The organism is Sneathiella aquimaris, assembly GCF_026409565.1.
GTDB lineage: Bacteria > Pseudomonadota > Alphaproteobacteria > Sneathiellales > Sneathiellaceae > Sneathiella > Sneathiella aquimaris.
The window spans coordinates 1,535,158-1,552,808 of sequence record NZ_CP112881.1; the positions used below are offsets into that span (position 1 = coordinate 1,535,158).

A 17,651-nucleotide genomic window follows, 5' to 3' on the forward strand; every position below is an offset into this window, starting at 1 on the left:
TGTTTCTGGTTGTCAGGATTGATCGATTTTCACTGCCAAATTGATGTGTTTTGATTTCGCAGTTTTCTGCGCGTTGTCGTTTGTTGTTCTTTGCTGCTTGGCAGTGAAAGTTAGTCAAAGAAAAAGCCCCGCGAGGGGCTTTTTCTTTGACTAGTCGTTGGTTGGTGTTGCGCTAGGCGGCCAGGCTGTTGATGGCGCTGTTACGGCGGTTCCAGATCCATTATAGAAGATTCCGATCGGGAAGAAGCAGGGTCCGTTATTTCGCCTCTTATAGCTTGCAGAAGGGAGCTTTCTCAAACTGGCTGAGCCCTGCAAATTCTGAAGTGATTTTCCGGCCCAAATACAGGCTTCGGGAATTTGGAATCGCCCACTTTGGTATCGATCATTGCGTCTGCTTTTGTGTAAAATTTGTTCAGTGCTTTTCGGGCCTATGGTTCCGACCCTGCTGGCGCTGGCCTTGATAATCAACGCGAAAGACACTGAAGGTTTTTTTTAAGGATTTTCTATTTTAGAACCCTTCCAAAAAGCGTTGCAAATTTAAAAAGGCAGACTATGTTCTGGTCCATGATGATACTTTCTTCCATGCCTGTTTCCGAAAATCATCGGAATAATCAGTTGCTTGCCTATTGGTTGATTGGCGTAGCGTTTCTTGTATTTGCGATGGTGGTACTCGGCGGTGTCACACGTCTGACTGAATCCGGTTTATCCATGGTGGACTGGCGACCGGTGACGGGCTGGCTTCCTCCTTTTGGAGAGGCAGCCTGGCTGGCTGAATTTGATAAGTACAAAGCATTTCCTGAATATCAAAAAGTAAATAAAGGGATGTCGCTGGAGGAATTTAAGGGAATTTTTGCGTTTGAATATGCGCACCGTTTATTGGGGCGAATTATTGGACTGGCATTTTTTGTTCCGTTTGTGGTTTTCCTGCTGTTTGGGAAGATACAATTGAACCAAATTCCGCGCCTTCTATTCTTGTTCGTCCTGGGTGGCCTTCAGGGTGTTATGGGTTGGGTCATGGTAAAAAGTGGCCTTGTCGATCACCCAGATGTCAGTCACTATCGGCTTACGGCCCATCTTGGGCTGGCATCTCTTATTTTTGCGGCCTTGCTTTGGACCATAATGGACGTGTTGCATCCGACGCTTCCTGGTGAAAGCCGTCCTGCAAATGTTCTTAAATGGGCGCGTATATTTTTAGGGCTTGTTTTTTTGCAGATATTGATCGGTGGGTTTGTCGCGGGTTTGAATGCAGGGTTTATTTATAACGAATGGCCACAGATGGGTGAGGGGTTCTACCCGGATGATTTGTTCGCGCTATCACCGCTTTATTTAAATTTCTTTGAAAATGTAGCAACCATACAATTCATGCACCGGTTGGTTGCTTATGTCATCGTGATTGCCTTTCTTGTTTTGCTCGTCGTGGGGAGGAGACCGGGTATCGGGGATCGGGCTCGATCATTGATCATGCTGTTGTTCGTTTCCGTTTTCGCACAGGTGGGATTGGGTATCTGGACGTTGTTGGCTGTGGTTCCCGTGACCCTTGGAGCCCTTCATCAAGCCGGAGGTATGATTGTCCTCGGCTTTGCCGTTTGCTTGGTTCATGAACTGACGGCGCGCCGCATTTAATGAGAAAGGCCAACTTTTGGATTGGCCTTTCTACTAAAAGAAGCATGTGAGATAATATATCTGAGAGCTTCTCGTTTTCCTTACCAGAGTTTTGGAATATTGAGTTCAACCGTAGTTGTCTCAGTTGAATATGAAGGCGTAATGGTAACGGCGTCCATGAAGTCTATAATGGGACCACTGTTGCCATAGGATACACTTGTTAGAGAAAATCCCTTTGGAAGCTCAGGAACGCCGCCATCCGTATTTTCTTTTTCAGAGTCTGTAAATTCACCCAACGGGATTGAAATATATGCTAATTGACTGATTGAATGACCAAAATTAATTTGCATGTTGTTAAAGTTATTGCCAATATTTCCTGCGGAATCCATTCTTTCAGTAAGAGTGGATGCCAAGCGTGGATCTTGGATAGGAGACGGGCTGGTAATGTCGACAGTGTTTATGTTAATTCCTGTCTTAAAAGGACTCTCCTGTGCCGCCGCCGTAGTCGACAATGCAGAGACAACAAAGGCTCCTAGAATAAGTTTTTTCATAAATATACTCCTTAAAAATGTTATATTGACGCCCTGTTAGGATTATAGCTCTGAAGAGCTTGTTTTATTTTCTGTTGTGAACGACTCGTTGATTTTGCTTTGTTTCAGGTTTTCAACACCCTGTACATTTTCGATGGTGTATTGGCAGGCGGCTTTTATTTCCGGCTGAATGTTGGACACCATTTTGTAAAGGCCGTATTGCAGCATAGACCGAAGCGACAGCTGCATTGGCTCGCGGTTGCCACCGTTCAAGTCAAAGTCGACAAGTGTTGTGCCAAAGAAACGTCCCAGACCAAAGCCTGCCTGCTCGGCGAAAATCTGTTTTGAAATATTGACCGCGCTTATGACTTCAGTGGTTTTCGCATCTGTTAAATGCAGATCCAGCCCCACAACAGCCCTGTGTTGTCGATAACGTGGGCCAATTCCTGCAATGGACAGTTCAGCCGCAGCGCCGGGTAAAAAGTCGAGAGAGTTGATCGATCCGGTGATATAGTAGTCCATCGCCTTGAAGGCGTTAGCTTTGCGTAAACCCCAGTTTACTTCCATGATTATGGGCCGCGGATCTCGCCTGTTTACAGTTTTTTCGGCCCCGGCGAGTGTTAGCATGGTTTGCATCATGTCGCCTGCACCCTGGCTGATAAATCGGCCGTTTCCGTCCGTGTCGATGGAGCGTTTCCCTGTTTGATCGAGGATTTCACCGACAGCCCAAGTGCCTTGCATGGATTTTTGTTCTGCAACACAGGACAAAAGATCATCATACGGTGTTGTTATGGATTGAACTGGCGGCCCATCTTCCAGAGCGATATTTGTGTTCGCACTGGCAACGCAACCTGAAATCAGAAACAGTGTGCCGATCGAGAATAAGATTTTTTTCATTACTGCGGGCCTCCACTGGAGGTGCATCCATCGCCTGAGACTGAATTGTCATTGCTTTCATAGCCCAGCAGTGAGTTTTGCGCTGTAACGGATCCACAATTGACCTGCCCAATGGACGTGTTGGTGACGGTGCTTCCTGTGATGGTGACAATATTGCCCGCAGTGACAGAGGAAATATAATAATTGTTGGTATCGAACCCGTCGTAATATCCGCCTTCTGCTTTTTCAATCATGTCCGCTCTGGCATCCAAGACGGCCTTTTCGTATGCACTTCGCCAGGATGAGGCATTCCCCCACCCTTCGGACGCGCTTGTTGTCTCTCCTAAGGCACTCATGGACCATGTGTGCGATGCGATCAGGAGAAACGGCATTAAAAGAAGTTTCTTCATAGATTGCCCTTTTCTGTTTTTGACCTGAATAAGCAGATGGAGGATAATCAGGAGAGTTCAATAATGAAAAATACACTGATAGGTAGAGGTGTTTGGAAGTCGTCAGGTGCAGTCTTGAGGGCTTGTAGGAGCTGGGAATATGATTGATTGTCTGGACCATTTAGTGCTGACAGTAAGGGACGTTAGTAAAACAAAAAAGTTTTATTGTGAATGTCTGGAGATGGGTTTCGAGACATTTGGCGAAGGTCGAATGGCGCTTACATTTGGTCGATCAAAAATAAATCTTCATGTGGAGGGAAAAGAGTTTGAGCCCAAAGCGCATGTCGCGAAACCGGGAACTGCTGATCTTTGCTTCATTGTACAAGGCACTTTGGAGAATTTGAGCGAGCGATTGAAGCGGTTTAATATTGCCGTTCTGGAAGGGCCTGTCCCCCGAACAGGAGCGACAGGCCCGATTACCTCTTTATACGTAAGAGATCCAGATCAGAACCTTGTGGAACTGTCGGTCTATTCATAAGAGGTGCCTATTGCGGGTCTTCAGGGCTCTGCCCATCGGATCCGGTTTCGTCGCCGTCATTGGTTTCAGGCTCTGATTGTTCTTCGCCGTAAATACCGTTTCCAGGATAGGCATTTTCAGACTCAATTGAATGCAGGGAAGAGCCGTGCCCTGTCCAGTTCACTGTGCTGGTGTGCAACGTTTCACCGGTCATTAGAAACGCCGATAAAAGGCAAAATGGAAGGGGTAGGGAGCGGGAGAATAACTTCATGGCTACAACTTTCTAATTAGCGTCAGCTGCTTGCCCGCCTGCGAAAGCAAGCGGCAGGGGGCTTGCAGCGCTCGTCAACTGTGCGAGTGCTAGAAAGTCGTGCTGTCAGAGTATTTGTGAGAGAATATAAAAAAATGAACGCGGTATTACGCCGCGTTCATTCGGATGGGATAATCTATTTGCCTTCGCGTGCCTGTAAACTGACACGCAATTCAATGATCAGCTTGTGGAAAGAGCCTGTTCCAGATCGGCGATAATATCGTCAACATTTTCAATGCCGATTGATAGCCGGATCACATCAGGACCGGCGCCTGCCGCTTCTTGCTGCTCTTCGGACAGTTGGCGATGGGTTGTCGATGCTGGATGGATGATCAGACTGCGGGTGTCCCCAATGTTCGCCAGATGTGAAAAGAGATCGACAGTCTCAACCATTTTAATGCCGGACTGATAACCGCCCTTGATACCAAAGGTCAGCACGGCACCGCCCCAACCATTTTTGAGGTATTTTTTTGCAAGCGCATTGTACGGATCGTCGTCTAGGGCTGCGCAGGAGACCCACGAAACTTTCTCATGGGATTTCAGATATTTGGCAACCTTGACGGTGTTTTCGCAATGCTGTCGCATGCGCAAGGGAAGTGTTTCGATGCCTGTTGTGATCATGAAGGCATTAAACGGAGATAATGCCGGCCCCAGATCCCTAAGACCCAGCGCGCGACAGGCGATACCAAACGCCAGCTCACCAAAAGTCTCGTGAAATTTAAGGCCATGATAGGACGGGTTTGGTTCGCTCAGAGTTCTGAACTTGTCGTTGGCACTCCAATTGAATTTACCGGAATCAACAATCATGCCGCCAACAGAATTGCCGTGACCGCCCAGGAATTTTGTCGCCGAATGAACAACAATATCTGCGCCCCATTCGAACGGACGGCACAAATAAGGGGTGGCAAGGGTATTGTCGACAATCAGCGGGATGCCCGCTTCATGCGCGATTTCAGCAATGGCTTCAATGTCGGTAACAACGCCTCCGGGGTTCGCAAGGCTTTCAATAAAGATGGCTTTGCATTTTGGAGTAAGGGCGGCTCTGAAATTTTCCGGATCGACAGGGTCTACAAATTTTGCATGCCAGTCAAATTTTTTGAAGGATTGTCCAAATTGTGTGATGGTCCCACCGTATAAACGGCTGGAGGCAAGAAACTCATCGCCCGGCTCCATCAAGGTGTGAAACACGATCATCTGTGCGGCATGGCCCGACGCAACCGCCAGACCCGTCGCGCCGCCTTCAAGTGTGGCAACCCGTTCTTCCAACACGGCGTTGGTCGGATTTGTCAGGCGGGAGTAAATATTGCCAAAAGCCTGCAGATTAAAAAGCTCTGCGGCATGATCGGCATCGTCAAAAACATAAGAAGCGGTTTGATAAATTGGGGTTACCCGCGCACCGGTCGTCGGATCTGGCGAAGCACCAGCATGTACGGATAGGGTTTCAAATTTTGGTTCAGTCATTCTTTTTTCCTAATAGCTTGTTTCGTTTGGACGAAATTACACGAGACCGGCCTCCCATATAGGCGATTTCGCCAGATAGTCGGCCGAACTCAATTTTTGGACAGCGGTTCATAACAACCCGCATTCCTGCCTCTTCAGCGGTTTGCGCGGCATCCTGATGGGTGATGCCCAGTTGCATCCACAGAACGTTTGCGTTGATGGCAATTGCTTCTTCAACAATCCCCGGAATAGCGTCCGCGGTTCGAAAGCAGTCCACCATATCAACTGGCTCAGGAATATCGGCGAGGGAGGCGTAAATTGTCTCTCCCAATAAAGTGGAGCCGGCCTTGCCAGGGTTGACAGGGATAATGCGATAGCCTTTTCGCTGCATGTAGCGCATAACAAAATAGGATGGACGCACTGGATTATCGCTGGCACCGACGACGGCAATCGTCTTCACATCCTGTAGGATGCCTTCAATATACTCTTCGGAATAGTCGTCGTGGTCCATATTATTTGCCCTGCCAGTTTGGCGACCGTTTTTCAAGGAAAGCGGAAATACCTTCCTGTGCATCATGGGTTTGCATATTTTCAGCCATTACTTTTGACGTGTAGGCATATGCCTCAGCCAAGGGCATGTTGAGTTGCCGGTAAAAAGCCGTTTTGCCGGTCTTTACCGTCAATGGGGATTTAGAGGCAATCCGTTCGGCGAACTCCTGAACAACATCATCCAGCTCAGCTTCTGCGACGGCGCGATTAATCAAGCCAATTCGCATTGCGTGTTCCGCATCCATAAACTCGCCGCCCAGCAACATTTCCATCGCGTGTTTGGGGGACACATTTCGGCTTAAAGCGACCATTGGCGTGGAACAGAACAGACCAAGGTTGACGCCGGGTGTTGCAAAGGCTGATTTATCGCTTGCAAAGGCAAGGTCGCAGCTTGCGACTAATTGGCATCCAGCCGCAGTTGCCATACCATTTACTTTGGCAATGACAGGCTTTGGCAGGTTGACGACAGTCTGCATCATGCCACTGCATTGGTTAAACAGGGCCAGCATCTTTTCTGCTTTGCTATCTCCCATAATTTCTTTCAGATTATGGCCAGATGAAAAAACAGGGCCTTTTGCTTCCAAAATTACAACATGAACATCGCTTCGATTACCAAGATCGGTCAGCGCGGTCTCGATTTCTGCCATCATTTCACTGGAAAGGGCATTGCGACTGGTCGGATCGTTAAGACGAAGGGTCGCAATATTATCGGTTACTGTTGTATAGAGGCCTGTAAAGGTATTATTTTCTTGTGGAGCGGTGGTTGACATCATTTTCCTCCGGTGGCGCTTGTTCTTATTTGGGGGCACCATAGAACATTTTTCTAAAGGGGCAAAGAGCTTGGGGCGTCAAAGCCCAATAATCCAGAAAGGGATTATCTTTATTTTTTTGTATCGACGGCTCTGTCCTACGGTATAAGAAAGCAGGAATAATTGGATAAAGAGGAGACGAACTCCCGTGCTAAAGATGAACGGTCAAGAACTGGAAGCCTTTCTGTATGAAGAGTTTCCCCAAATCCGGTCCATGGATTGCAAGGTGTTGCATGTTGATGCAGAAAGTATCGAAATCACCATGCAGGCCAAAGAGGAGCATTTGCGACCTGGGGGGACAGTCTCCGGCCCGACGATGATGTCTCTGGTGGACCTTGCTATGTATTTATTGGTGCTGGCCCAAATCGGACCTGTTGCATTGGCTGTGACAACGAACCTGAATATTAATTTCCTCAGAAAGCCAGAACCTGGAGACCTGATTGTGAAAGGACGCCTGTTAAAGCTGGGAAAAACCTTGGCCAGCGGCGATTTTACGTTACATTCCAAAGGTGTAAATGGACCTGTGGCACATGCGACCAGTACCTATGCAATACCACCGCTTAAACCTTCAGCGAATTAGGGCATCAAATTTTGCGGTATTATAATACCTCACACCTAATTAACCGTTTTTATTGCATTTTTTCGTTTGACTTCGATAATAACGACAATTATAACCCAGTCCAAGTTTGACGGGGGCGTATTGCGCCCTCTATTTTGTTTTGGCACGCTTGAGCGAAGGCTGAATTTTTATGAAGACCTATTCTGCAAAACCGACTGAGGTTGAGGCAAAATGGCTGGTGATCGACGCTGAAGGGCTCGTTCTTGGTCGTCTCTCTTCAATCATTGCGAACCGTTTACGCGGTAAGCATAAACCAATGTTCACACCTCATATCGATTGTGGTGACAATGTTATCGTTATCAATGCTGAAAAAATTGCATTGACCGGTAGAAAACTGACAGACAAGAAATTCTATTGGCATACCGGTTATCCGGGCGGCATCAAAAGCCGGACCATGGAAAAGCTTCTTGGCGGTGCGCATCCAGAACGCGTTATCGAAAAAGCTGTCCAGCGTATGATTCCAAAGGGACCTTTGGGACGTGAGCAACTTCGCAAGTTGCACGTCTATGCCGGTTCCGAGCATCCACATGCGGCACAGAAGCCGGAAGCATTGGATGTTGCAGCCATGAATCCTAAGAATACAAGGAGTGTTTGAGTATGGCTGATGAAGCAAACTCCCTCGAAGATCTTAAAGACCTGACAAGCGGCACTGAAGCCACGACAGACGGTTCAGAGGTAATCGAAGCTGCTGAAGTTATCGAAGTAACTTTGGCAGAACCAAAGATTGACAACCTTGGCCGCTCATATGCGACTGGTAAGCGTAAAAATGCGATTGCCCGTGTTTGGATTAAACCAGGTTCTGGTAAAATCACAGTCAATGGCCGTGATCAGGAAGTTTATTTTGCCCGTCCAGTGCTTCGCATGATCCTTGCACAGGCATTTGAAGTTGCTGAGCGTGTTGATCAGTTCGACGTGTTCTGCACAGTAAAAGGCGGTGGCCTTTCTGGTCAGGCCGGTGCTGTTCGTCATGGTATTTCAAAAGCATTGACATACTACGAGCCAGTATTGCGCGCGCCATTGAAAGCCGCAGGCTTCCTGACACGTGACAGTCGTGTTGTTGAACGTAAGAAATACGGTCGTGCGAAAGCCCGTCGTAGCTTCCAGTTCTCAAAACGCTGAGGCTTTTTCAAAGCTTCAATCAGTATCTTATTGGAAAAGCGCCACTTTCGAGTGGCGCTTTTTTTATTTATTGGCGTTAGGGTTGAAAAGATAAGGCATGCCTCCAGCGTTTAGTCATTTTAGAAGGAAGAATACCGAAAGCTGGCGTGATGTTCATCTCCCGCAAAAAAACACGGTAGGCTTATTGCGGGTCACTTGAACTTTCACCTGTAAGTGCTTTCTTTTGGTGTCGCTGTTATGAGGCGACCGTTTGATTGGTCCGGCAGGACACTGCAAAGTGTTAAGCCATGCATACCGCAATGCTCTGGCACCGCTGTATGCAATATCTTATAGGCCGTTTTTGAAGAGGGTGGGAGCGGGTCCGAAGGTCCTCTGCTGCTTCCGCTTTTTAGCTGGCGTAGGCCCCGGCCGAATATGTCAGTTCATAACTGTGGCTGTAGATTTCAAAAACGATGCCGAACGGGTCTTCGACATAAACCATGCGGTATGGTTTTTCGCCCGGAAAATACTCACGCACGGGCATTCTTTGTTTGCCGCCTGCTGCGACGATCTTTTTTGTCAGACCCTCAACATCCGGGTCTTGGACGCAAAAATGAAACATTCCGGTTTTGCGGAACTCAAGATTATCGGCTGGCGCTTGATTGTCTGAAAATTCAAACAGTTCTATACCGATGCGGTCTGCTGTAGACAAATGCGCAATGCGTAATTTTCCCCATCCCCTTCCAAAGACATCCGTGCACATTTGACCGACATCACTGTTATCTTCCGCTAATTCTGTGGGCTCCATTATGACGTAGAAACCCAATATGTCTGAATAAAACTTTACCGCCTCCTCCAAATCGGGGACGGATAAGCCAATATGCGAAAAACTCTTAGGGTAAGTCATGATCAACCTCTTCAATGTGTGAATTGAAGACAGAAACATAAAGATCTAATGGTAATACGAAAAAATTATTATATAAAATGGTTTGCATAACGAAAGGTTATGCTGAATGTTGAATTCCCGCTGGTTGGAGACCTTTGTTACGCTTGCTGATGAAGGGAGCTTTACGCGCGCCGCCATCCGGTTGAATATGACGCAGCCGGGCGTTTCGCAGCACTTAAAGAAGCTCGAACACTCTGTCGGTGTGCCTTTAATACAGCGCATAGGTAAGACGATTATAGTAACCGATGCGGGGGATGCGATATATGACCCGGGTCGCCAGCGCCTTGCTGACGAAGAGAAGCTACTTGAAATAATCGGCGAGGACTTTCCTGACGTTGGTCCCGTTGGAATAGGCTGTTCTGGCAGTTTTGCGACATTGCTCTACGCGCAATTAATTCCCCGGATTCTGGCTGCAGCGGAATTGCAGATAGAATTGCGTTCCGCACCGCATTCGGACATTGTCGAGTCCGTTACAAACGGGCATCTGGATATTGGCGTGATCAGTCATAACCCTGGGTCCGAAACTCTGGTCGGGCACACAATCGGATATGAAGATCTGTGCCTTATCACGGCCAAGTCCGTGGCATCAGATGAGCCTGACTTTACGATGCTTGAGGCATTGGGCTTCATTGGTCATCCTGATGGACAGCGCTACGCCGAAATGCTGATGCCCAAAAATTTTCGAGCCTATAAAGGGTTCTCAAAGATGCGTTTGCGCGGCTTCGTGAACCAAATGACACAAATTCCAGTGCCGGTCGCCGCAGGTGCTGGCTATACAATTCTGCCTCGGAGCGGGATCGATAGTTTTCCAGATTTTAACGCACTTTCCATCGCCCGGTTAAAGCATCCCATTCGTCAAGAACTTTGGGTGTTTCAACGGGCAGGCCGGCGGATGCCCGACCGATGCCGTTGGGCAATAACCGAGATTAAAAGACTGGCTGATAGTTTAACGACCTCAACCTGAGTAATCCTGTTGTTATGAGATGATCAGGACAGGCTTCGTGCGAAACGAAAAAAATTTCGTTCCGCAAATGTCATATTGTATCTTACTGGGCAGGAACCATCGGCATCTTCAGGCCTGAAATTTCCTGCATCATGCGGATCACCTGAGTGCTGTATCCAGACTCGTTGTCATACCAGATATACAGAACCGCACGATCGCCTTCCACAATGGTGGCGAGCGAGTCAACAACACCGGCGTGGGTCGATCCCACCATATCTGTTGAAACCAGTTCAGAAGAGGCAGTGTAATCAATCTGATCCTGCATCGGAGAATAAAGCGCCATATTGCGTAGGTGCGTGTTTAGGGCATCTTTGCTTGTTTCTTTTGCCAAATTCAGATTAAGAATTGCCATGGAAACATTTGGGGTGGGGACCCGAACCGCATTGCCTGTGAGCTTTCCTTCAAGTTCGGGCAGGCATTTTGCGACGGCACTTGCAGCACCGGTGCTGGTCAGAACCATGTTGAGCGCTGCGGCCCGGCCACGGCGATCTCCTTTATGGTAGTTATCGATCAGATTTTGATCATTGGTGTATGAGTGGATCGTTTCGACATGGCCGTTCTTAACGCCATATTCGTCATTGATCGCCTTCAAAACCGGTGTAATAGCGTTTGTCGTGCAAGAGGCCGCGGAAAGGATTGTGTCGGATGCAGCAATGTCGTCGTGGTTTACACCATACACAATGTTCTTGATGTCACCTTTACCAGGTGCAGTTAGCAATACTTTTGCCGCGCCGTTACAATTCAGATGCTGGCCAAGACCTTCTTCATCCCGCCACATACCAGTATTATCAACGATCAGTGCATTTTTGATGCCGTAATCCGTGTAATCGACTTCGGCAGGAGAGTTCGCGTAGATGACTTTGATGTAAACGCCATTTGCGATGATCGCGCTTTCCTCTTCATCCACTTTGATGGACCCATTAAAGGCGCCGTGTACGGAATCCCGGCGGAGCAGGCTGGCCCGTTTTTTGAGGTCTCCCTCTTTGCCGCCGCGCACAACAATGGCTCTCAGACGCATTTTATTGCCATCCCCGACGCGGTCAATCAACATTCGCGCCAGCAGGCGTCCAATGCGGCCAAAGCCATAGAGAACCACGTCCTGCGGTTCCACTAGAATACTGCCTTTGCCCGTATTGATGCTGGCCAGTTGCTCCGTCAGGAAGGCTTTGGGATCGCCGCCTTGCTGCATGAAACGATAGCAGAATTTACCAAGATCAACCCTTGCCGGAGCCAGGTTCATTTCGACCATAATATTGAGCAATTGAAGGCTTTTGCTAATATCAAGCTCTTCGCCGACCATCTGTAGGGCGTACCGATGGGCCTTGATAATATCAATTGTCGAATTATTCAGAATTCTGCGGCCGAAAATCCGAATTGTGACACCATGGTCTCGATATAATTTACCAACCAGTGGTATCATTTGTTCAGCAGAGCTTTGTTGGTCTTTCCATTTGTCGAAGTGCTCAGCACTGGAATTAGTCATGATCAATTTTCTCTATCGCATATCAGCTAGTGGTGGGTGACCATCCCGAACGCCTGCGCTGGCAAAGAGGATTTGCTGGCACAGATCAAAAAATTTTTTCAAGAGGTCCTGAATTTGCGCAGAACATAGCGAAAATGGCCGAAAAGGGAAACCATAAAAAGGCTGATCTGGTACACAAAACGCTGAATTATTGCAGGGTAAAGCCTCTTGCTGGGGCCGACGACTATCCAGGCTGTTATATTAGGAATAGTGGATGGTTTTTGTTGGGGAGAGGGTGGCCTATATCCTGATATTGCAAATAATAATTATTTGCATATATTAATGTTCAGTATTAGAAGGAGCGGTTTGCTATGCAGTATGGATTGATTAAAACAGGGACTTTCGCGGTTTTGCATTTTGGCGTTGCATTTTTGGTGGGGTATCTACTAACCGGCAGCATTCTTGTGGGCGGGGTGATCGCACTTGTAGAGCCTCTGTGCAATACAGCGGTTTTTTACATGCATGAACGGATCTGGGACCGGTTCGCAAAAGGCAGAACCGCAATGGCAAATTGAAGGAAACTGAAAGTCTCTCACTAAAAATGAAAAAGAAGAGCCGAAATCCCCTTCTTTTTTGTTGGCAATCGTCTCAGGAAGGATACTCTAGCGTATCGACCTTTCAAACGAGGCCTAAAGAATATGAGCAGAGTTTTTACGCCGGGAGAGGTGTTTGATCCCATCCCGTTACCCGATCAAAGGCGTTTTCCAGACAATGAAATGATTAGTCGAAGCCAGACATTCTATGACGACATAAAGAAACGTCATACAACCAGAGAATTTTCATCAGACCCTGTGCCGATGGAGGTTATTGAAAATTGCCTGAAAGCGGCTGGTACCGCACCAAGCGGCGCAAATCATCAGCCGTGGCATTTTTGCGTTGTCAGTGATCCGACCATAAAAAAGCAAATCCGTGAAGCAGCTGAAGAAGAAGAGCGGGCGTTCTATGGGGGAAAAGCCGCAGAGGAATGGCTGGCCGCATTGTCTCCGTTGGGAACAGACACAGAGAAACCTTTTCTGGAACATGCCCCCTGGTTGATCGTGGTCTTTGCAGAACGATTTGGCCGATTGGATGACGAGCAGACATACAAAAATTATTATGTGAACGAGTCCGTTGGAATTGCGACCGGTTTTCTGATCAATGCACTTCACAATTCAGGATTGGCCACGCTAACTCATACCCCTAATCCCATGAAGTTCTTGAATACGGTCTGTAAGCGCCCGGACAATGAAAAGGCCTTTCTAATTCTTGTCGCCGGTCATCCCGCAGAGGATGCGGTTATTCCTTCTAAATCGCAGATAAAGAAAAGCCTGTCTGAAATGGCGACTTTTTTATAAGGGGTTGAAATGAAAATAGCCGTGGCGGGTCTCGCTTTGGAATCGGTCTCCTTTTTACCAGTATTTACAGAAAAAAGTGATTTTGATCTTGCCGCTTGCCGAGCGGGGGCGATGCTGGATGTGCTGCGTTCGACTGAAACTGTCGGAGGCGGGTTTCTGGATGTTCTAGAGACGGAATGTGCACAGATCGTTCCCATTTTCTATGTTGATTGTTCTGCTGGCGGACCCGCAACAGATGAAGCGTTCGAGGCATACCGTGACGAATTGATTAAGGGGATTGAGGATAATCTGGATGGTTTAAGCGGGGTCCTGTTATACCTGCATGGCGCAATGACAACACCGGGTTATCTGGATCCGGAATCAGAGATATTGGAGGCCGTGCGTTCCGTCATCGGGCCGGATATGCCGCTATCGGTCGCTTTTGATCTGCATGGGAATCTTTCCTTGAAGACGGCGCAGTTATGTTCAAGTTTTTGTGGATTTCACTATTCACCGCACACGGATATGGCCGAAACGGGACGGCGGGCGGCTCGTTTGTTGGTGGATCAGATTAATGGTGTTGTCGCGCCCAATATTACAATGAAGAAGTTGCCGATTGTTCTGCCGAGTATTTTTACCGCGACTGGCATCGAACCCTTGGCCGATCTGGTTGAGCATGGCCTTGATCAGGTGCAGCGTGAGGCCGCCGTCCTGGATGTGTCTTTATTCTGTGGGTTCGCCTATGCGGATGTGCCGGATATTGGTCTATCTGTCGTTGTTGTCACGGATGGTGATGCCGAAACTGGTGAAAGAGTTGCGCAGGCTTATTGCGATAAAATAAATGCTGCTGCTGAAAACCTTAATCATCAAGAGCAGGTGGTGCCGCATACAGAGGCTTTCAAGATTGCAAAACGTCTGTTGGGTCAAAGCAATAAGCCTGTTGTATTGTTAGAGCATGCCGATCGGTTCAATGATTCGACCTGGTTATTGAAAAAAGCAATTGAGGCCCAACTGACGGCCGAAATTATGGTTCCATACCTTTGGGACCCTGAAAGCGTAAAGAAATGTAAGGCCAGTGGCACAGGAAGCAAGGTAACGCTGAAACTGGGTGGTTGGACATCAGATAAAGCGGGTGGACCGGTGTCTGTTGAGGCCGAAATATTATGGGCGGGACACAAGACCTATATTGGCAGCGGGCCGATGCGCTTGGGAAGGCCCGTTGATCTAGGTGATGCTGCCGTGATCAGGGTGGGGAGTGTCACCGTGATCCTGACCAGTATCAGTACAACGGCGATCGATGAGGATTGCTTCTTGCAATTTGGATATCAGCTGACGGATTTCGATATTGTTATTTTGCGGTCAAAAACACATTTTAGGGCTGTGTACGAACAAAAAACGCGAATAATTGTTGTTGATACACCTGATTGGGGTACTGCAGATCTTTCTCTTCTCCCATACGAACATATGCCAGAGGCGGTCAGGTTAAGCAGTTTGTAAGTTTCATTTTATTAGTCTTATGAATTTTATAATAAAATTTTACTGAAAATGCGTGCTGTTGCCATTGTTGATTGCTTGTTTAGGGAGACATAATAAGTATTACAAATACCCTTAAAAGTAGAGTATGGAAAATTGGTTTTCGTAAATTCCTAAAAAAATGGAGTTTTTAAAGGAGTTTCGTATAAAATTTTTAAATTCGTATTCTCTTTATTGTTGATATTTTAAGACTATTGGATTAATTCGAATGCGCCGGTAATAGGGGTGTTCATGGTGTTTGATAGTTTTGATGGGGTTAAATGGGGAAGTCTGGAAGCGCGCGAGTTCGCGACTTATTGGAGAAGCCTTCCCAGTGACGACAAAGTACCGTTTCAATCGGATTTTAATCCTGCAGATGTTCGCTCGTTACTTCCGAATATTGCCATTTACGAGATGCAGGATGAGGCGACGGTTATTTGCCGTCTGGTTGGAACAGGGTTGGTCGACTATTTCGGTTGGGATATAACGGACGAGAATATTCTGGATCTTTGGGAACCAGAAGATCGGCCGGGCGCATCCAAAGTTTTTGGGTCCATTTTGCGCGCGCCCTGTGGTTTCGCTGGCAAGACCATTGGTGAAACAGAAAGCGGCAAAAAAATAGAAAGTTTGTCTGTTGGTTTTCCCGCCAAGAATTCTCAAGGGGAATGCAATCGCATTCTTTTCCAGACATCGAATATGCTGGACCGCAATCACAGGATTTCCCGCGAAGACAAACTTGTATTATTGAAAGTCGTCGAGCGGCAGTTTATTGCGCTGGACTAGCGGGTAAAGACCCGGCTGTTAAGATGATCTTCTGTTCCCTGTATGAACTGGCCCGCATGATAGCCATCCATCAACGCGTGGTGAGCTTGCAGGTTAAGGGGCATTTTCCAGCGGCCATTGGTCTTCGAAAATTTGCCCCAGGCTATTCTGGGGATGCAGTCTTCGGGTCCGTTATGCGGATGCGTTAAAGCAGTAAAATGGACCCACGGCGCGCAGGTAAGATATGTCCAGTGATCGGAGGTTGCATTTTCTTTAAGCTCGGTTTGTTTTTTTGCTTCGGCGATGGCGATGATGCAATGTTCGTTAAATGTCGCCCAGTCGTCTGAAAATGCAACTTCACAAAACGCAAAATCCCTGTCGTTAATTGGCGTTGTAAAGCTGGGATCACTTACTGAATATTCGTATATGTCCTGTCCAGAAAAGCGTGTTCTCATTTCAGGAATATCATTTACGGCAGTCATTGCCGAATGGAGCACAGCGTTGAAAACAGATATCCCTGCAGGTTTCACCTCGTCAATCAAACGGGTCACATCAATATCGGCAGTGATGTTGAAGTGGGGCGCTTGAACCTGACTGAAAATCTCAAACGGTTTTTGGCGCTCCCAGTCGTGAAGGGCTATTTTTTTGTGTGGGCGCTGGGTCATGTTTCCGAAAACCAGTTCCAGAGTTCCTGAGCCGGGATGAACGCGCCGATCGCCATAACACCGGCACCGGCGAATTTTACAAATCCCGCACTGGTTCCAGCAGAACCGGTGAGTTTACTCGCTAGTATGCCAGAAAATAGTCCGACCGATCCCATGACAAGCAGGGCGTTCAGTTGAAACAGTATGCCGAAAATCAGAAATTGTACGGTCACATTTTCTGCTGAACTGTCAACAAATTGAGGAAGGAACGCAAGAAAGAAAAGGGCGACTTTAGGATTTAGAATGTTCATCAAAATGGTTTGTCTGAATATTCGGGATAAAGGAGGATGCGCATTGTCTCCCTTCACTGATACCGGTCCCGACCGGGCAATTTGCCAGCCAATATAGATGATGTAGGCCGCCCCCAGATATTTTATGATTGCAAACAGGACAGGTGAGGAGGCAAGAATCGCCGAGAGCCCAAAGGCGGCCAAGGCAATATGAACAAATATTCCGGTCACAAGGCCGAGGGCGGCAACAAAGCCGGCTTTCCAACCCTGAGCCAATCCACGCATGGCGACATAAACAATATCCGGACCCGGCGCTATTGTCAGAAGAAAAGCTGTCGTGAGAAATAGCAAAACTGTTGAAAACTCTGGGATCATATGTGCGCTCCATTCAATGGGCCGAAGCTAATGTCTAAGGATATTGGGCGCAAGAAACATATGACAAAAGACACACTTTCCGAAAAATCATTCGTTTACGCATGTAAAAGAAAGCAGGAAATCTTTGCAATATTCCAGAAACATTGATATGCCATAAATAAGTCGATTCGAGAACTTATTGATATTGGATACCTCGACTACCCTACGAATCGATTCCGAGTGTATCCGGGAGACTAAAGATGGCGACAGGCACGGTAAAATGGTTCAACGCAACAAAAGGTTATGGTTTTATTGAGCCTGACGCTGGTGGCGCGGACGCATTTGTGCATATTTCAGCTGTAGAGAGAGCTGGTTTGACTTCTCTGCAGGAAAACCAAAAAGTATCATACGAACTGGTTGAAGGCCGTAACGGCAAATCTTCTGCAGAAGATCTCAAAGTTCTCTGATAAGAAGAATTTTCGTTAAAAGGCGGCTTTGGCCGCCTTTTTTTGTGTCTAAATGAAACTCATCTATTCGTTTTTGTCTTCTTAAATCGATGGACTCCC

Annotated in this window: 22 protein-coding genes; 11 read left to right on the forward strand and 11 right to left on the reverse strand. The window is 47.4% G+C overall.

What is annotated here, in order from left to right:
• Positions 1-564 precede the first annotated feature (564 nt).
• Positions 565-1,623 carry a COX15/CtaA family protein gene (locus OIR97_RS07110; RefSeq protein WP_219821685.1) on the forward strand — a complete coding sequence of 353 codons (1,059 nt, stop codon included), beginning with the start codon at positions 565-567 and terminating at the stop codon, positions 1,621-1,623.
• Between the two features lie 80 nt (positions 1,624-1,703).
• Here the strand turns inward: OIR97_RS07110 and OIR97_RS07115 are convergent, their stop codons facing one another.
• Genes OIR97_RS07115 through OIR97_RS07125 form a run of 3 tightly spaced genes read right to left on the reverse strand, consistent with a single transcriptional unit; the run spans position 1,704 to position 3,418 of the window.
• On the reverse strand, positions 1,704-2,153 hold the full coding sequence (locus tag OIR97_RS07115) for a hypothetical protein (RefSeq protein ID WP_169544884.1): 450 nt from the start codon (positions 2,151-2,153) through the stop codon (positions 1,704-1,706).
• 42 nt (positions 2,154-2,195) lie between these two features.
• Positions 2,196-3,029 carry a CsgG/HfaB family protein gene (locus tag OIR97_RS07120; protein ID WP_169544885.1) on the reverse strand — a complete coding sequence of 278 codons (834 nt, stop codon included), beginning with the start codon at positions 3,027-3,029 and terminating at the stop codon, positions 2,196-2,198.
• Positions 3,029-3,418, reverse strand: coding sequence for a hypothetical protein (locus tag OIR97_RS07125; protein WP_169544886.1), 390 nt, complete (start codon positions 3,416-3,418; stop codon positions 3,029-3,031). The genes OIR97_RS07120 and OIR97_RS07125 overlap by 1 nt, the downstream gene beginning before the upstream one ends.
• Before the next feature lie 139 nt (positions 3,419-3,557).
• Between OIR97_RS07125 and OIR97_RS07130 the strand changes: the two genes are divergently transcribed.
• The gene (locus OIR97_RS07130; RefSeq protein ID WP_169544887.1) at positions 3,558-3,935 is read left to right on the forward strand and encodes a VOC family protein; all 378 of its coding nucleotides are present in this window, start codon (positions 3,558-3,560) and stop codon (positions 3,933-3,935) included.
• Positions 3,936-3,942: 7 nt separating this feature from the next.
• Here OIR97_RS07130 and OIR97_RS07135 read toward each other — a convergent pair whose 3' ends face one another.
• From OIR97_RS07135 to OIR97_RS07150, 4 genes are all read right to left on the reverse strand, one after another.
• Complete coding sequence (locus OIR97_RS07135; RefSeq protein WP_169544888.1) at positions 3,943-4,128, reverse strand: hypothetical protein; 186 nt, start codon at positions 4,126-4,128, stop codon at positions 3,943-3,945.
• Between the two features lie 276 nt (positions 4,129-4,404).
• Positions 4,405-5,685: an O-acetylhomoserine aminocarboxypropyltransferase gene (locus OIR97_RS07140; protein ID WP_169544889.1), complete on the reverse strand. Its 1,281-nt coding sequence runs from the start codon at positions 5,683-5,685 to the stop codon at positions 4,405-4,407.
• Positions 5,678-6,175, reverse strand: coding sequence for a CoA-binding protein (locus tag OIR97_RS07145; RefSeq protein ID WP_169544890.1), 498 nt, complete (start codon positions 6,173-6,175; stop codon positions 5,678-5,680). Before OIR97_RS07145 ends, OIR97_RS07140 begins: the two co-directional genes overlap by 8 nt.
• A 1-nt stretch (position 6,176) precedes the next feature.
• Entirely contained in the window at positions 6,177-6,983 is an 807-nt protein-coding gene (locus OIR97_RS07150) for an enoyl-CoA hydratase (RefSeq protein ID WP_169545826.1), read from the reverse strand.
• Positions 6,984-7,179: 196 nt separating this feature from the next.
• Here OIR97_RS07150 and OIR97_RS07155 point away from each other — a divergent pair, with 196 nt between their 5' ends.
• The 3 genes from OIR97_RS07155 (at position 7,180) to rpsI (ending at position 8,760) form a co-directional block, all read left to right on the forward strand.
• Positions 7,180-7,602 carry a PaaI family thioesterase gene (locus tag OIR97_RS07155; protein WP_169545827.1) on the forward strand — a complete coding sequence of 141 codons (423 nt, stop codon included), beginning with the start codon at positions 7,180-7,182 and terminating at the stop codon, positions 7,600-7,602.
• A 169-nt stretch (positions 7,603-7,771) separates the two neighbouring features.
• Positions 7,772-8,236 carry a 50S ribosomal protein L13 gene (gene rplM, locus OIR97_RS07160; protein ID WP_169544891.1) on the forward strand — a complete coding sequence of 155 codons (465 nt, stop codon included), beginning with the start codon at positions 7,772-7,774 and terminating at the stop codon, positions 8,234-8,236.
• Between the two features lie 2 nt (positions 8,237-8,238).
• On the forward strand, positions 8,239-8,760 hold the full coding sequence (gene rpsI / locus OIR97_RS07165; RefSeq protein WP_169544892.1) for a 30S ribosomal protein S9: 522 nt from the start codon (positions 8,239-8,241) through the stop codon (positions 8,758-8,760).
• 388 nt (positions 8,761-9,148) lie between these two features.
• On the opposite strand, the gene OIR97_RS07170 is transcribed toward rpsI, so the two are convergent.
• Positions 9,149-9,646: a lactoylglutathione lyase family protein gene (locus OIR97_RS07170; protein WP_181017903.1), complete on the reverse strand. Its 498-nt coding sequence runs from the start codon at positions 9,644-9,646 to the stop codon at positions 9,149-9,151.
• Between the two features lie 106 nt (positions 9,647-9,752).
• On the opposite strand from OIR97_RS07170, the gene OIR97_RS07175 reads away from it, so the two are divergent.
• On the forward strand, positions 9,753-10,649 hold the full coding sequence (locus OIR97_RS07175) for a LysR family transcriptional regulator (protein ID WP_169544893.1): 897 nt from the start codon (positions 9,753-9,755) through the stop codon (positions 10,647-10,649).
• Between the two features lie 82 nt (positions 10,650-10,731).
• Here OIR97_RS07175 and OIR97_RS07180 read toward each other — a convergent pair whose 3' ends face one another.
• Positions 10,732-12,171: a glyceraldehyde-3-phosphate dehydrogenase gene (locus tag OIR97_RS07180; RefSeq protein WP_169544894.1), complete on the reverse strand. Its 1,440-nt coding sequence runs from the start codon at positions 12,169-12,171 to the stop codon at positions 10,732-10,734.
• 350 nt (positions 12,172-12,521) lie between these two features.
• Between OIR97_RS07180 and OIR97_RS07185 the strand changes: the two genes are divergently transcribed.
• The 4 genes from OIR97_RS07185 (at position 12,522) to OIR97_RS07200 (ending at position 15,818) form a co-directional block, all read left to right on the forward strand.
• Complete coding sequence (locus OIR97_RS07185) at positions 12,522-12,725, forward strand: DUF2061 domain-containing protein (RefSeq protein ID WP_181017904.1); 204 nt, start codon at positions 12,522-12,524, stop codon at positions 12,723-12,725.
• Positions 12,726-12,848: 123 nt separating this feature from the next.
• On the forward strand, positions 12,849-13,544 hold the full coding sequence (locus OIR97_RS07190; RefSeq protein ID WP_169544895.1) for a nitroreductase family protein: 696 nt from the start codon (positions 12,849-12,851) through the stop codon (positions 13,542-13,544).
• 9 nt (positions 13,545-13,553) lie between these two features.
• Entirely contained in the window at positions 13,554-15,020 is a 1,467-nt protein-coding gene (locus OIR97_RS07195; RefSeq protein WP_169544896.1) for a M81 family metallopeptidase, read from the forward strand.
• Positions 15,021-15,287: 267 nt separating this feature from the next.
• Positions 15,288-15,818 carry a PAS domain-containing protein gene (locus OIR97_RS07200; RefSeq protein ID WP_169544897.1) on the forward strand — a complete coding sequence of 177 codons (531 nt, stop codon included), beginning with the start codon at positions 15,288-15,290 and terminating at the stop codon, positions 15,816-15,818.
• On the opposite strand, the gene OIR97_RS07205 is transcribed toward OIR97_RS07200, so the two are convergent.
• Both OIR97_RS07205 and OIR97_RS07210 read right to left on the reverse strand, forming a co-directional pair.
• A complete protein-coding gene (locus OIR97_RS07205) occupies positions 15,815-16,462 on the reverse strand; it encodes a CatA-like O-acetyltransferase (RefSeq protein WP_169544898.1) in 648 nt (215 codons plus the stop codon). The genes OIR97_RS07200 and OIR97_RS07205 overlap by 4 nt on opposite strands.
• The gene (locus tag OIR97_RS07210) at positions 16,459-17,106 is read right to left on the reverse strand and encodes a LysE family translocator (protein WP_169544899.1); all 648 of its coding nucleotides are present in this window, start codon (positions 17,104-17,106) and stop codon (positions 16,459-16,461) included. Before OIR97_RS07210 ends, OIR97_RS07205 begins: the two co-directional genes overlap by 4 nt.
• Before the next feature lie 239 nt (positions 17,107-17,345).
• Between OIR97_RS07210 and OIR97_RS07215 the strand changes: the two genes are divergently transcribed.
• Positions 17,346-17,552: a cold-shock protein gene (locus OIR97_RS07215; protein WP_169544900.1), complete on the forward strand. Its 207-nt coding sequence runs from the start codon at positions 17,346-17,348 to the stop codon at positions 17,550-17,552.
• Positions 17,553-17,651: the final 99 nt, after the last annotated feature.

Excerpts from the sequence above, each read along its gene's own strand:
- OIR97_RS07110 (WP_219821685.1), top strand. The coding sequence starts at position 565 with ATGATGATACTTTCTTCCATGCCTGTTTCCGAAAATCATCGGAATAAT.
- OIR97_RS07115 (WP_169544884.1), bottom strand. The coding sequence starts at position 2,153 with ATGAAAAAACTTATTCTAGGAGCCTTTGTTGTCTCTGCATTGTCGACT.
- OIR97_RS07120 (WP_169544885.1), bottom strand. The coding sequence starts at position 3,029 with ATGAAAAAAATCTTATTCTCGATCGGCACACTGTTTCTGATTTCAGGT.
- OIR97_RS07125 (WP_169544886.1), bottom strand. The coding sequence starts at position 3,418 with ATGAAGAAACTTCTTTTAATGCCGTTTCTCCTGATCGCATCGCACACA.
- OIR97_RS07130 (WP_169544887.1), top strand. The coding sequence starts at position 3,558 with ATGATTGATTGTCTGGACCATTTAGTGCTGACAGTAAGGGACGTTAGT.
- OIR97_RS07135 (WP_169544888.1), bottom strand. The coding sequence starts at position 4,128 with ATGACCGGTGAAACGTTGCACACCAGCACAGTGAACTGGACAGGGCAC.
- OIR97_RS07140 (WP_169544889.1), bottom strand. The coding sequence starts at position 5,685 with ATGACTGAACCAAAATTTGAAACCCTATCCGTACATGCTGGTGCTTCG.
- OIR97_RS07145 (WP_169544890.1), bottom strand. The coding sequence starts at position 6,175 with ATGGACCACGACGACTATTCCGAAGAGTATATTGAAGGCATCCTACAG.
- OIR97_RS07150 (WP_169545826.1), bottom strand. The coding sequence starts at position 6,983 with ATGTCAACCACCGCTCCACAAGAAAATAATACCTTTACAGGCCTCTAT.
- OIR97_RS07155 (WP_169545827.1), top strand. The coding sequence starts at position 7,180 with ATGAACGGTCAAGAACTGGAAGCCTTTCTGTATGAAGAGTTTCCCCAA.
- rplM (WP_169544891.1), top strand. The coding sequence starts at position 7,772 with ATGAAGACCTATTCTGCAAAACCGACTGAGGTTGAGGCAAAATGGCTG.
- rpsI (WP_169544892.1), top strand. The coding sequence starts at position 8,239 with ATGGCTGATGAAGCAAACTCCCTCGAAGATCTTAAAGACCTGACAAGC.
- OIR97_RS07170 (WP_181017903.1), bottom strand. The coding sequence starts at position 9,646 with ATGACTTACCCTAAGAGTTTTTCGCATATTGGCTTATCCGTCCCCGAT.
- OIR97_RS07175 (WP_169544893.1), top strand. The coding sequence starts at position 9,753 with ATGTTGAATTCCCGCTGGTTGGAGACCTTTGTTACGCTTGCTGATGAA.
- OIR97_RS07180 (WP_169544894.1), bottom strand. The coding sequence starts at position 12,171 with ATGACTAATTCCAGTGCTGAGCACTTCGACAAATGGAAAGACCAACAA.
- OIR97_RS07185 (WP_181017904.1), top strand. The coding sequence starts at position 12,522 with ATGCAGTATGGATTGATTAAAACAGGGACTTTCGCGGTTTTGCATTTT.
- OIR97_RS07190 (WP_169544895.1), top strand. The coding sequence starts at position 12,849 with ATGAGCAGAGTTTTTACGCCGGGAGAGGTGTTTGATCCCATCCCGTTA.
- OIR97_RS07195 (WP_169544896.1), top strand. The coding sequence starts at position 13,554 with ATGAAAATAGCCGTGGCGGGTCTCGCTTTGGAATCGGTCTCCTTTTTA.
- OIR97_RS07200 (WP_169544897.1), top strand. The coding sequence starts at position 15,288 with ATGGTGTTTGATAGTTTTGATGGGGTTAAATGGGGAAGTCTGGAAGCG.
- OIR97_RS07205 (WP_169544898.1), bottom strand. The coding sequence starts at position 16,462 with ATGACCCAGCGCCCACACAAAAAAATAGCCCTTCACGACTGGGAGCGC.
- OIR97_RS07210 (WP_169544899.1), bottom strand. The coding sequence starts at position 17,106 with ATGATCCCAGAGTTTTCAACAGTTTTGCTATTTCTCACGACAGCTTTT.
- OIR97_RS07215 (WP_169544900.1), top strand. The coding sequence starts at position 17,346 with ATGGCGACAGGCACGGTAAAATGGTTCAACGCAACAAAAGGTTATGGT.